Here is a 13039-nt window from a genome sequence, read left to right as displayed (position 1 = left end):
TGACGTTGTTGCAAACATCACTTTGGCACATCGCGATGCCGTCGGGAGGGGGCATCCACTCCATCAGTTCTGCGTGGAAACCAACAGCCAGCGTCGCGCGTGCCTGAAAGCAGACATCACCTATCTTGCTTAATGACGTCGTCTGTGCGCTTTTTAGCGGACAGCCCTTCCCGTACGCCTGGTCGCTTGCCTTCGCCGTGCTTCAAGCTGTGACTGCGCCTATTTCGCTACGCGGCATCAAGATGATCATCGCGCGCTACCAAGTTGCGCCGATTAAGCCATCCGTGACCCCAGTCCCGTAGCCCGAGTAGAATGGGCGCGAGGGTTCTGCCTTCCTCGGTTATCGAGTACTCGACTTTGGGCGGGATGACTGCGAACACCTTCCGTGCCACAAGCCCATCGTCCTCAAGCTCTCTAAGCTGCTTGATCAGGAGACGTTGGGAGCAGTCTCCCAGCTCTCGCTTCAGGGCATTGAACCTGAGAGTTCCTTTCAGGAGATGATACAGGATCATGCCCTTCCATTTGCCGCTGATAAGATTGAGCGCCGCATACATCGTGCAGCCGGGCACCTCGTCGTAGTTCCGATCCTTGTTCATTCTGACCTCTTCGACGGTATACTTTTGGACACTATGTGCATTCGATTACCGTATTTTCAATTTCGCTTCCAGTTGCGAAATGCATACCACAAATCACGCGGCTTCACGGCGTGATGAAGATATAAGGAATATGCAGCATGACGAGAGTTGTTCGCTTTCATGAATACGGGGAACCCGATGTTCTCCGGATCGACGATATCGACGTTTCCGCCCCGGCAAATGACGAGGTGCAAATCGCTGTTAAGGCCATCGGTCTCAACCGCGCCGAGGTGATGTTCCGCCGCCACGCATATCTGCAAGAGGCCGAGTTTCCTTCGATGCTCGGTTACGAAGCAGCAGGTACGATCACCGCAATCGGAGGCGCGGTAACGGGTTTCGCCGAAGGCGATGCTGTCAGTGTCATTCCAACCCTCGACATGGCGCGATGGGGCACGTACGGCGAACTCATCAACGTACCCGGCCGTCACGTCGTAAAGCACCCGGAGAACCTGTCGTTCGAACAGGCAGCAGCATCATGGATGCAGTATGTCACAGCCTGGGGTGCGCTCATCGAACAGGCTAAGCTCACGACGAATGAGTTCGTGATCGTATCCGCGGCATCAAGCAGCGTCGGCGTTGCCGCAATACAGATCGCTCGAAGTGTCGGCGCGACGGTGATTGCCACAACGCGGACAGGGTCGAAAGTGGAAGCCCTGATCAAGGCAGGCGCGCATCATGTCATCGCGACGGAAGAAGATGATCTGGCAGCCCGTGTCATGGAAATCACCGGGGGCAAGGGCGCGCGCGTTGTCTTCGATCCCATTGGCGGCCCGGCCATCGCGCAGCTCGCGGACTGCATGGCAGTTGGCGGCATCCTGCTTGAATACGGTGCTCTCAGCCCCGACGAAGGTCCGTTCCCGCAGTTCGCCGTGCTGGGCAAGAGCCTGACATTGAAGGGCTATCTCTACACGGAGATTGTCTCCGACGACGCGATCCTTTCCCGCGCGAAGACCTTCATCAATGACGGGCTGCGCTCTGGGACGCTTGATCCATTGATCTCACGCACCTTTGCCTTCGATGCCATTCAAGAGGCAACCCGCTTCCTGGAAAGCAACGAGCAGATCGGCAAGATCGTTGTGACTGTCTAACCTGCCACAGGCTGTGGCGAAGCAGTCAGCCATAGCCTGTGAAACAACAGAAGGGATACAAGCTCATGAAGATCGGAATTCTTGGCGTCGGCCACATAGGAAAAACACTGGTTCGGACTCTGAGCGAGGCAGGGCATGAAGTGAAGGTCGCAAATTCGCGCGGGCCGGAGACAATCCCTTCCGAGGTGCTGGCCTCTGGCGGCCGAGCAGTCACTGCTGAGAAAGCTGTAAAGGACGCAGATGCGATCATCCTCTCAATCCCGCTGAACCGCATACCGGGCATCGCGCCATTGCTGGCGACCGTTCCGGAAGACACGGTAGTGATCGATACGTCGAACTACTATCCGATGCGCGATGAAAAGATCGCCGAGATCGAAGAGGGGAAGGTTGAAAGCGTCTGGGTCTCCGAGCAGCTAGGCCGTCCCATCGTCAAGGCATGGAACGCAATCGGTTCGGACTCTTTCGCGAGGAAGGGCAAACCAGCAGGTAGCGCCGGGCGAATTGCGATACCTGTTGCGGCTGGCCGTGACCGCGATCGCGAGGTTGGGCTGGCACTCGTAGAGGACTCAGGTCTCGATGCGGTTTATTCCGGCACCATTGCAGAATCGTGGCGGCAGCAGCCCGGCGCCCCCGGCTACTGCACGGACCTTACCCGTGACGAGATGGCCGACGCGCTGGCGAAGGCCGAGAAAGCTCGACTTCCAAAGCGGCGTGATCTTGTTGTCGCGGTCATTCAGGAAAGAGTGGGCGACGCAACAACTAATCCGGACGCGGACTTTGGTGTCCGCCTGAACCGGGCGATCTGTATGTGACGACATGGCTGGCCGCTGTTTAGCCGCCAGCCATTCAGTCTCCAATTTAGCCATGTCGGCTTAGGGGCAAACTCAAACTTCAGCGGAAGGAGTCACGACGTCAGCTTTTCCAGCTGGGCATCGTGAAGCCGACGGTCCGTACCCGGCCGCCCCATAGCGGACATTCCAAATAGACCAGATGCTTGATCTGCTGCATTTATTCGTCGTCTCGCAACCGAATTAATGTCGGGTCGACGGTTCGTATCCGTTGTCTAATCGCCTGCCTCGGGTCAAGTGGATTTTAAACGACGTACTTCGTTGCCGTGTTGGAAGCGCGACATCTTTTCCACTTCTTCGTTTTACATCTCAATATTCCTGCAAACTCGTCCGGTGCTGGGAGCACTGTTGTCTCCGCGGTCGACATGCAATCGCCGCATGATGGGTTTTCGCAGGGCGGGTCTTCCTATGTTCAAGACGCAGTCTCAACGAGCTGCGACGGAATGACCCAACCCACGTCCACAGCGGGGACGCCCAGCATCTCGGTCGGATTGAGACGCTGAGGCAGGTAGGCCGGCGTTTTGCCTATGCAGCAGCGCCAGCCAATGGATTGAACGCTTGCCCGGTCTTGAGCATGCTATGCATGATGACGGCAAGTTTTCGCGAAACAGCAACCGCGGCACGTTTGAAGCCCAGCCGCTCACGCAGCTTCAGCCCCCAGGTTTTAAGACTGCATTCGGTCCTGGCAGTGGTTCTTGTTAAGAGGACGGTTGCCGCCTCGTAGAGTAATCCCCGCAGCCGACCGTCACCCCGTCGCGAGATATGGCCATCGTAATCGATTTCGCCGGACTGATAGCGCCGCGTCGTCAGCCCGAGCCAAGCACCAACCGAGCGCGAGGTGGGGAAGTTTTCAGGATCGTCGATCGCTGCAATGTACGAGACGGCCGTGACGGCACCAACGCCTGGAATCGTCATCAGAAGCTTCGTAGCTCGGCTCTGTCTTGAAGCTGCGAGCAACTGGTGATCAAGATTGGCTGCGCGCTTACGTATGTCGTGCCATGCCTCGAGCAGGGGCAATATCACAACTGCCAGGCCACTATCCCCATTTAGCAGTTCTCTCACATTGGCATCAAATACCCGTCCTTCTCCTTTGGGAACGATAAGACCAAAGGTTTTCAGGAGGCCGCGTATTTGGTTGCTGAGCTGCTTGGAAATGCTTACGAGCTGGCTACGTGCCGCAACCAATGTGCGCGTCAGCATGTTGTCAAAAGCCTTCACTCGCACGACCTTGTAAAATCCGGCTTCGGCCAACTGCGCCAGACCATCCGCATCATTGACATCAGTCTTGTTGAGTGTCTCATTCAGAACCTTTTGCGCATGACGTGCTTCGATGCAAATTGCGGGAATTCCCTCGGCTGTCAGCGCGTGATAAAACCACGTCGAAAGGGGGCCTGTCTCGAAGACTACCAGCTTTGCGTACGGAGCATGCTTGCGGATGATCTGAGCCAGTGCTTTCGGATCAGAAGGGCATTTGCCTCGCCAGATCCGCTTCCTATCCTCTCGAATCGAGACCGCCGTATCTTTCAACGAAACATCAAGCCCGATATATTGGTCCATGGTTGCCTCCCATTTGATGCTGGGCCCGGTTCCAATCGTGAGCCCGTATTTCATCTTACCGGGGGCAACCGCCCATGTCAGATATTGCTTAGCATTACAGTTGCGATTTTGATTTTAGGTGAGCGCGTCGGGCGGCAGCTTGATGCGCTCGTCTCCAACATGACCATGCGATGACGTAGGCAGGCTTTATGCGCCTCTGGGCAAGCTTATTAGCAATGCGTCGGACCTCCTGGATGGACCAGCGGATCAGATCTTGATGGTTCTCATCCGCGGTCTTTTTTGGGGCGCCGCGTTATTGGCGCGATATCGGATCACAGCCATCATTGCGAAGGCGAGCATGACGAGAGAGACATGGCGATGCCAGCCATGCCACGAGCGGGTCTCATTGTGATCGAGACCGAGCTCGTTCTTGGCGGTCTCGAAGCTATCTTCGATTGCCCAACGGTGACCTTCGACGGAAACGAGCGTCTGAATGCCTGTTCCGGTTGGACACCAGGTCGTGAAGAATGCAAGATCACCATCGCTGATATTGCGCCGGATCAACAAGCCACGCGTCCAAAGCCCGGTTTGCGTATCACTGTATTCGTCGGCATCGAGATCGGCCAGTTCGCAGTAGGCCCAGTCATGAAGCCGCGCGCCTTTTGTGCCATCGCCGGCGGAAAGGCGCTGCCATGCAGTTGGATCGAGATCACGAGCAATCTCAAGAGCGGTTCCTGCGACGGAAGGCTTACCGGACCAAGAGCCAAAATGATGATCCGATTTAACGCCCAGAACATAACCTTTGCAGGCTCGGCGCAGCGCTCCTTCGACGTCTCCGACGCCATACACGGCATCTGCTGCCACCCATGAAAAAGGCACATCGGCTACCAGCGCACGCCCGATCATATCGACGGCAAGGGCCGGCTTGGTGCCAAACGTTACAGCTTCAGGAACATGAGCGGCGGCAAGCCTTGCGGGATCGCTGGTCCAACTCTTGGGTAAGTAGAGGGCTCGATCGATAAAGGCATGCCCGCGAGCTGATACATAGGCGGCGAACACCCCGATCTGGCAGTTCGTTATCTTGCCCGCTGAACCTGTGTATTGACGCGAAACTCCGCAGGATGCCTTACCCTGCTTGAGAAAGCCGGTCTCATCAATGACAAGGACTGCATCATCAGTAGCAAGCTGCTCGATGACATACTCTCGCACGATGTCGCGGAGTTCGTCGGCCTCCCACCGTCCGCGACCCAGAATAGCTTGTTGCTTCCAAGGGCCTGAATCACCAGCCGCCTCAGCCCGCATCCAGCCCGTCTTACGGCGCTCGTCACCCAGTAAGCCATCCAGGAAAAGGTTTGCCGAAGCTGCAACGCGCTCCTGCGTAAACAGCCCGCGAATACGAGCCTTCACGTCTCGCAGCGACGATGCCCACAGGTCCAACGTTGTCTCGATTGATGCACCCATCATCCATGACCTCCGAATCATGGAGACCTATAGATTCAGAATTAACCAAAAAATCGCAACTGTAATGTTAGGCAATGTCTTCGGGGAAGGCGTCCGCGATTACCCCATGTTCAAGGCGCCAGACATTCATCGCAAATGCCGCAGCCATCTTCGTCCATCATGGAGCGCGGGCGCTGACGACAACAACAAGCGCAGATAGCCGTTTCGCATTCAGTGATATGCTCCGGCGGTAAAAGTTCCACATCAGCGTCCAAAAATCCGTCACTGGCTAAGTCGTCCATCTCGATGCTCCCAAGTCGAGGATTGGGCATCGAAATAGGATGGAATTTGCGACGAACAAGACGCCACCAGATCCGCTCGAAAAATTTCTCCAAGAGGTCTTGAACGGAGAAATCCTAGAAACCAAATCGATCGGCGCCGACGGCCCAATGAGGGCGTCGGTTGACCGAGGAAGCGGGTACACCGCCCCCTTCCATGTTGCTTTACGGAGGATATGGTTATGAGAACTGAACTTGATTTTGCCCCGCTGTACCGCTCGAGCATTGGCTTTGACCGTGTGTTCAACCTGCTGAGTAATACGCAGCGCCTGAATGCAATCGACACCTGGCCCGCCTATGACATCGTAAAGACCGGTGAAGACGACTATCGCATCACGATGGCTGTGGCCGGCTTCGGCGACGGCGATCTGGATATCACCCAGGAGCGCAATGTCCTTTTCGTCAAAGGCGGCAAAGCCGAAGAGCCCCAGGGCGAATATCTCCACCGCGGCATTGCTGGTCGTTCGTTCGAGCGGAAGTTTGAGCTTGCTGATCACGTCAGGGTGGAAGGTGCCGATCTGCGCCACGGTCTGCTGACGATCGCTCTCAAGCGCGAGGTGCCGGAAGTGATGAAGCCACGCAAGATCGAGATCGGCGTTGCATCGTCTAACGAGCCGCTTCGGTTGGAAACCGACCGTCAGGTTGCCTGAGCAAAGACCTGGCAGTCGGCGAGGGCATTCGCTTGATAGCCCTCAGGTCGTGACCGGGTCACGTTCGACCAAAAGGTCTTGGATGTGGGGTGCCACGCCGTTCGACCAGCTGTATTGCCGGATCCAGTTTAAAAGCGCTCGCTACGAGGGAGAGTTCACACCCCCGCGTACGACGCTTAGCCTGGACTATCCCAGCTCTTATGGTGGTATGAACTGGGGCAGTGTCTCCGTCGATGAATCCCGAGGATATATGATCGTCAACGACATCCGCCTGCCGCAATATGTAAGGCTGATTCCCCGGAGCGAAGTCAAGAATCCAGGACCGGACGGCAAGACCGAAACGGGATTTGCCCCCCAAGCCGGAACCCCATACGCCCTTAGCCTCACGGACTTCCTGTCACCATTGGGCATTCCATGCCAGCAGCCGCCCTATGGCACCTTCTCGGCTATAGACCTGGTGACACGCAAGATCGTCTGGCAAGTGCCGGCCGGAACCGTTGAGGATATGGGCCCCCTTGGTATCAAGACCGGCTTGCAGATCCCGATTGGAATGCCGACCCTTGGAGGACCAATCACTACCGCCTCAGGGCTGACATTCTTCGCAGGCACGATGGTTTACTACCTGCGTGCACTCGACACGGAGACTGGTCAGGAAGTGTGGAAGGCTCGCATGCCCGCCGGGTCGCAGGCAACGCCTATGTCTTACCTTTCACCTGCTACAGGACGTCAATACGTCGTCATCTCCGTTGGTGGGACGCGTGGATCTGCGGATCGGGGCGACTACCTTATCGCTTATGCTTTGCCTAAGTAGCGAATAGCTGAAACCCGGCCGATAAATCATCGGCCGGGGCCTCTACTATCCCACCGCGAAGCTTCGCCTTGCCATGGCTGCGAAATGGGCGCGTTAGTCACGCCTGAAGTCGTTATCCATAGCTACGCCAAGCACACCACCCTGAAACAACCTCATCATTACAGGCGACCGAACATAATCGCGCATGCTGGTGCTGCCGGGATACTTACTCTTGTTCTGCTGCGGCTGCGAGCCCATTCGGCCAATCCATTCCCCCATAAAGCGCCTTGCCCAGATCGCCGGTCCGAAGGCATCTTCGACGACACATGAGCTAACTTCATGGCAGTAAGTGATGTATTCAGTCCTGCAGAATGCGCGGTTGAAATATGCATGTCGCCAATGCGGCCGCTCCGGGATCAATACGCCGGTCGTGATCGCGCCTATGCCGACCCAGCCTATGCCGAGAAGCATCGCAACCACCTCAACGCTGGCCTTCTTGCTGGTCCAATAATACGACGATGGCACACCGCTCTACCGTGTGGCTCAGACATTCGAGCGGGCCGGCGTTCCGATCAGCCGTGGCGCTCATGCCAACTGGGTGATCGGTTCCAGCGAAAGGCATCGCACCGCATCTATGATACGCTGATAATCCGGCTGGGTCGCAGTCCTCATTCATGGCAACGAGACTTGTGTTCTGATCCTGAAGGAAAAGGACAAGGAAGCCACCAGCACATCATATGTGGGCGTAACGAAGCGGCGAGGACAGTAGCGAGCCAATCGTGCTCCTCGATAGGGAGGTCGTGGCCAGATACATCCGCAGCACTGCCTCGCTTACTACGCCAAAGGCCTTGTCGAAAAAGGCGCAATCGAGCTCCGGATCGCAGGCGAGTATCGACCCGATGCGGTGGATAACGCTCAAGCGGATTGCTGGCAGACGGCATGCGTGGGCGGCCTGGCGTGGTATTCTGAGATCCCCATTCGATTGGAATTCGCTGCGAGTGTTGCCGCTACAGGTGCCGGACAAGATTTGACGTTCGGCTTTCCCGTTCTCGAAATGGGAAGTTGGGGTCTGATAAGGTCGGCACGGACGACAACATTCAGAAACTAAGCTCATGACCGCAATCGATCAGCGGCTATTATCATGGCGAGCGATTAGAGTGATTGTAAACGATCAACTCGCGCGCGGAACAGCGAAGAACTAGTGGCCTAGAAATCACGAGGCTATCCGCGAGGCCATATCTTACCCGGGAAACATGGAGGCCAGCTAGGTTATGAAGCTCCAGGTCAACAATCAAATCTACGACGTAAATTCTGAACCGGACACGCCGCTGCTCTGGGTCATCCGCGACGAACTGGGTCTCACTGGCACGAAATATGGGTGTGGCCTTGCCCAATGCGGCGCCTGTTCCGTTCTCGTGGACGGTCAGATCACCCGCTCATGTGTAACGCCTTTAGACAGTGTTGCGGGCCAGAAGATCACCACGATCGAAGCGATAGAAAATGACGAGGTCGGCCAACGTGTCGTCACCGCGTGGGTTGCGCATCAGGTTCCGCAATGCGGATACTGCCAGTCCGGCCAGGTGATGGCTGCGACCGCGCTTTTGAAAGAAACGGCGAACCCGAGCGACGACGATATTGCTGCGGCGATGATCAATCTCTGTCGCTGCGGGACTTACAACGCCATCAAGGCGGCGGTAAATGACGTCGCAGGCCGCAAGGAGGCATCTCTATGAATGAGATATTCCGCGAGGCTTTAGATACGGAGATTGTCTCCGGCCCGCCAGTCAATCTTTCCCGTCGCGGTTTTATGCTGGCCTCCGCCGGCGCGACTGCCGGAGCGCTCATCATCGGCTTCGGCATCCCTGTTCGTTCCGCGCGTGCCCAGGAAGCTGCCGCCAAAGTCGTGCCTGGAACACGCGTTCCGGCATTTCTCGAAATCCGCCCGGATAGCACGGCCCGCCTGATGAGCCCCTTCGTCGAAGGCGGCCAGGGCATCTTCACGGCGATGGCCCAGATCGTTGGCGAAGAGCTGGACCTCGATCCCACGTCGTTCACGGTCGAGAATGCACCGGCAGGCCCGGATTATCAGATTATCCTCAACGGCATGCGGATCACCGGTGGCAGCATGTCGACCCGTCTAAGCTACGATACGATGCGCCATCTCGGCGCGTCCGCCCGTCTGATGATTGTTCAGGCGTCGGCGACGCGGCTTGGGGTTCCAGTCGGTGAACTGACGACCGAACCGGGACGCGTCATCCACGCCGCTTCCGGCCGATCGCTGTCTTACGGCGAAGTCGCCCCGGACGCGATGGATCTTCCTATCCCGGGCGCCGATTTGGTGAAGCTGAAGGATCGCAGCCAGTTTCGCTGGATTGGCAAGCCCATTCAGCGTCTCGACGTGCTTGATAAATCGACCGGCCGCGCTGTTTACGCCATCGACTGCAAGGTGGACGGAATGTTGCACGCGGCTGTGCAGCACGCGCCGCGCCTGGGTATGTCTGTGGGTACCATCCGCAACGAGGATTCGGTCAAGGCGATGAACGGCGTCCAATCCGTCCACCGGCTGCCGGGAGCGGTCGCAGTCGTCGCAGAACGTTGGTGGACCGCAAAGCGTGCCGCCGAAGCGCTCCAGGTCGATTGGCAGGAAGCCAATGGGACCTCGGCCGTGGAAGGTGGACGTATCATGCCGAGCGACTTCTCGACGGTGGCATTTGCCGACCGTCTTGCGAAGGAGCCCGGTGACGGCAAGGAAGCGGAGACGGATGGCGACGCGCCAGGCGTTCTTGCCTCCGCGAAGGAAGTGATCTCCGCCACCTACCATAGCCAGTATCTCAATCATGCTCAGCTTGAGCCGCCCTCGGCTCTTGCGAGATTCAATGAGGATGGCACCCTTGATGTCTGGATGCCGAATCAGGCGCCCGAGATGTTCCAGGCCGATATTGCCAAGAGCACGGGTCTAGACGCTTCGAAGATAAACATTCATAGCCCGCTGCTCGGTGGCTTTTTCGGCAGACACTTCCTTTATGTTGCCGCCAGCCCTTATAGACAGGCGATCCAGCTTGCGAAGGAAACCGGCCGGCCGATCAAACTGATCTGGAGCCGCGAGGAAGAATTCCTGCGCGACACATTGCGACCAATGGCAGCGGTGCGTTTCCGTGGTGCGCTGAATGATACCGGCATGCCGGTGGCGTTGGAGGCAGTGAGTATTTGTGAGGGACCAACCGAGGGCATTAGCGGTCATAACCCTGATAAAATCGATGAGTCCGCTGTCGAAGGATTAACCGGGAAATCTTATTCCATTGCCAACAAACGCATCGCCCAGGTCTACGTCGAAAACCCGACGATGCTTTCGTACTGGCGGTCTGTCGGCAACTCGATGAATGACTTTTTCTACGAGTGCTTTCTTGATGAACTGGCAGACAAAGGTGGTAAGGACCCCTATGAGTTGCGCTTGCAGCTGCTTAAAGACAATGCCCGCCTGACCAATCTTTTGAAGGCTGCCGCCGATATGTCGGGCGGGTGGAAGCGCGGTCCATTCACCGCGCAAGATGGCACACGACGCGCGCGTGGAATTGGCATGGCATCTCCTTTCGGCAGCCACACCGCGGCGATAGCCGAGGTGTCTATTCGATCTGGAGAAGTCGTGGTTCACGACCTTTGGGAGGCGATCGATCCGGGCAGTATCGTCAACCCTGCGATTATCGATGCGCAGATCAACTCGGCCGTCGCCCTGGGCTTGTCTCAAGTCCTTCTGGAGGAAGTTGTCTACGAAAACGGCAAGCCGTTCGCTCGCAATTACGATCTCTACCCGATCCTGTCGCCGGACCGTATGCCACGCGTGCACACGAGGATCATCGAGAGCGGTGAAAAGATGGGCGGAGTAGGTGAGCCAGGCCTGCCGGCCGTTCCTCCAGCGGTGGCAAATGCCGTTTCAACCCTGACCGGTCAGCGCGTTCGCAGCATGCCGTTATCCCACTACACTTTCACGAGCTGACGAAGATCTTCGTTTGGCGTTCCAGCCGATATTGATGCGCATCATCAGTGACACAGCCAGCGGTGAGCTGGCGGTGTCACTCGCACAAAGGCTCCTTACAGGGGATGATTGTCCTTGAGAAAAATACTCGTCGCTTTCCTTGGCATTGCCATCGTCGTGGTCGGCGGTGTGACTTGGTTCGTGAACCGCACACCCTCGTCCCCCTTCGACAGCGCAGCGGCACATTCCAACGCCGCACCGGAGCTCCTGGCACGCGGTGAAATGATCGCCCGGCAGGCCGACTGTGTCGCCTGTCACAGCACGCCGGACAGCAAACCATTTGTCGGCGGCCTAGAAATGGGAACGCCGCTCGGCTCGATTTTCGCGACGAACATCACACCGGACAAGGCAACCGGTATTGGCAACTATTCGCTTGCGGATTTCGATCGGGCCGTTCGCCATGGGGTCACCCCTGATGGGCGCCGGCTCTACCCGGCAATGCCCTATCCTTCCTACGTCAAGATGACGGACGATGACATCGGAGCGCTCTACGCATTCTTCATGAACAGGGTCGAACCCGCCAACCAACCGAACAGGCCCTCGGGTATCGAGTGGCCGCTGAACATGCGCTGGCCGTTGGCGCTGTGGAATGCCGTATTCGTCGATGGAGGCGTCTATGCGCAAAAACCTGAAAGGAACGAGCAGTGGAACCGGGGGGCCTATCTTGTGCAGGCTGCCGGACATTGCGGCGCCTGCCATACGCCTCGCAGCGTGACGATGAATGAGAAGGCTTTCGATGAATCAAGCCCCGCCTTCCTGTCGGGTGCACTGCTCGACGGCTGGTACGCACCAAGCCTGCGTCAGGACCACAATACGGGTCTTGGCCGCTGGAGTGAGGAGGATATCTACCAGTTCCTGAAGAATGGCCGCAATCAGCACGCTGTCGTATTCGGCTCGATGACCGAGGCTTACAACAATTCGCTGCAGTTCATGACCGATACGGATCTGCGGGCCATCGGTCACTATCTGAAGTCACTTCCAGGCGACCCGTCAGCCGACGGAAAGCCGTGGGCCTATGTCGCGGCATCGGCACCAGTGGCTGGCGGCAACCGCACCCCAGGAGCTCAGACCTATGTCGCGCGCTGCGGCTTCTGTCATGGCCCGGACGGTCGCGGGCAGAACCAGTGGATCTCGCCGCTTGCAGGTGCTGCCTCTTCGCTCATCGAGCACACCGACTCGCAAGTCAACGTCGTGTTGAATGGGTCGGGAAGGGTCGTTACCAATGGAGTTCCGGACGCCTACCGGATGCCGCCCTTCCGCGAACAACTGACGGACAAGGAGATTGCCGATGTCCTCACCTACGTACGCTCATCCTGGGGCAATCACGGCGGTGCGGTGAAGGAGGAGGACGTCAAGGCACTCCGACAGCACACCGATCCGGCGAGCAGCAATCCAATCGTCCTACAGATGCGCTAATCGTCCCTGCCTCCCAAGCACGATAATGGTCATTGAGCCTATCGTACTCACCCCAGGGACCAGGGCGCCAGGATTTATCCTGGCGCCCTTCGACCCCACCGCGATATCGACCTGTTTGTACAAACGATCAGGATGGTCGCACGAATGGCTGAGGTTGCGGACCAAACAGCGAACTGCCGATCGAAACGCGGTTGTCCAAATGTCGCTTCGCGTCTTTTGATCGCGACCGAATTCTCGGCGGTCGACGTTCAACCCCTACACAATT

9 protein-coding genes and 2 pseudogenes are annotated in these 13039 nt (G+C 57.5%); 8 read left to right on the top strand and 3 right to left on the bottom strand.

Annotated elements, in window-relative coordinates; all coding sequences use genetic code 11:
* Window positions 1-227 precede the first annotated feature (227 nt).
* A complete protein-coding gene (locus tag JZX87_RS29320; protein ID WP_286195178.1) occupies window positions 228-596 on the bottom strand; it encodes a winged helix-turn-helix transcriptional regulator in 369 nt (122 codons plus the stop codon).
* A 137-nt stretch (window positions 597-733) separates the two neighbouring features.
* On the opposite strand from JZX87_RS29320, the gene JZX87_RS29315 reads away from it, so the two are divergent.
* Window positions 734-1723: a zinc-dependent alcohol dehydrogenase family protein gene (locus JZX87_RS29315; protein WP_206829369.1), complete on the top strand. Its 990-nt coding sequence runs from the start codon at window positions 734-736 to the stop codon at window positions 1721-1723.
* Window positions 1724-1788: 65 nt separating this feature from the next.
* Window positions 1789-2535, top strand: coding sequence for an NADPH-dependent F420 reductase (locus tag JZX87_RS29310; protein ID WP_206829368.1), 747 nt, complete (start codon window positions 1789-1791; stop codon window positions 2533-2535).
* Between the two features lie 561 nt (window positions 2536-3096).
* On the opposite strand, the gene JZX87_RS29305 is transcribed toward JZX87_RS29310, so the two are convergent.
* A complete protein-coding gene (locus JZX87_RS29305) occupies window positions 3097-4128 on the bottom strand; it encodes an IS110 family RNA-guided transposase (protein WP_206829367.1) in 1032 nt (343 codons plus the stop codon).
* Between the two features lie 246 nt (window positions 4129-4374).
* The gene (locus JZX87_RS29300) at window positions 4375-5589 is read right to left on the bottom strand and encodes an IS701 family transposase (protein WP_132280467.1); all 1215 of its coding nucleotides are present in this window, start codon (window positions 5587-5589) and stop codon (window positions 4375-4377) included.
* Between the two features lie 478 nt (window positions 5590-6067).
* Between JZX87_RS29300 and JZX87_RS29295 the strand changes: the two genes are divergently transcribed.
* The 6 genes and pseudogenes from JZX87_RS29295 (at window position 6068) to JZX87_RS29265 (ending at window position 12774) form a co-directional block, all read left to right on the top strand.
* Entirely contained in the window at window positions 6068-6535 is a 468-nt protein-coding gene (locus tag JZX87_RS29295; protein ID WP_206829366.1) for an Hsp20 family protein, read from the top strand.
* 79 nt (window positions 6536-6614) lie between these two features.
* Window positions 6615-7346 (top strand): annotated as a pseudogene (locus tag JZX87_RS29290) (membrane-bound PQQ-dependent dehydrogenase, glucose/quinate/shikimate family); the annotation flags it as partial.
* A gap of 328 nt (window positions 7347-7674) precedes the next feature.
* Window positions 7675-8187: pseudogene (locus JZX87_RS29280) on the top strand (transposase); the annotation flags it as partial.
* 409 nt (window positions 8188-8596) lie between these two features.
* Window positions 8597-9058 (top strand): (2Fe-2S)-binding protein, encoded by a 462-nt coding sequence (locus JZX87_RS29275; protein ID WP_206829362.1) that lies wholly within the window; start codon window positions 8597-8599, stop codon window positions 9056-9058.
* Window positions 9055-11319 (top strand): xanthine dehydrogenase family protein molybdopterin-binding subunit, encoded by a 2265-nt coding sequence (locus JZX87_RS29270; protein WP_206829360.1) that lies wholly within the window; start codon window positions 9055-9057, stop codon window positions 11317-11319. The genes JZX87_RS29275 and JZX87_RS29270 overlap by 4 nt, the downstream gene beginning before the upstream one ends.
* 114 nt (window positions 11320-11433) lie before the next feature.
* Entirely contained in the window at window positions 11434-12774 is a 1341-nt protein-coding gene (locus JZX87_RS29265) for a c-type cytochrome (protein WP_210349141.1), read from the top strand.
* Window positions 12775-13039: the final 265 nt, after the last annotated feature.

Source organism: Agrobacterium sp. Ap1, from assembly GCF_017313375.1.
Taxonomy (GTDB): domain Bacteria; phylum Pseudomonadota; class Alphaproteobacteria; order Rhizobiales; family Rhizobiaceae; genus Neorhizobium; species Neorhizobium cellulosilyticum.
The sequence above is the reverse complement of the archived record's forward strand: the minus strand, read 5'-3'. Positions and strand labels throughout refer to the sequence as shown.

Excerpts from the sequence above, each read along its gene's own strand:
- JZX87_RS29275 (WP_206829362.1), top strand. The coding sequence starts at position 8,597 with ATGAAGCTCCAGGTCAACAATCAAATCTACGACGTAAATTCTGAACCG.
- JZX87_RS29320 (WP_286195178.1), bottom strand. The coding sequence starts at position 596 with ATGAACAAGGATCGGAACTACGACGAGGTGCCCGGCTGCACGATGTAT.
- JZX87_RS29305 (WP_206829367.1), bottom strand. The coding sequence starts at position 4,128 with ATGGACCAATATATCGGGCTTGATGTTTCGTTGAAAGATACGGCGGTC.
- JZX87_RS29300 (WP_132280467.1), bottom strand. The coding sequence starts at position 5,589 with ATGATTCGGAGGTCATGGATGATGGGTGCATCAATCGAGACAACGTTG.
- JZX87_RS29315 (WP_206829369.1), top strand. The coding sequence starts at position 734 with ATGACGAGAGTTGTTCGCTTTCATGAATACGGGGAACCCGATGTTCTC.
- JZX87_RS29310 (WP_206829368.1), top strand. The coding sequence starts at position 1,789 with ATGAAGATCGGAATTCTTGGCGTCGGCCACATAGGAAAAACACTGGTT.
- JZX87_RS29270 (WP_206829360.1), top strand. The coding sequence starts at position 9,055 with ATGAATGAGATATTCCGCGAGGCTTTAGATACGGAGATTGTCTCCGGC.
- JZX87_RS29295 (WP_206829366.1), top strand. The coding sequence starts at position 6,068 with ATGAGAACTGAACTTGATTTTGCCCCGCTGTACCGCTCGAGCATTGGC.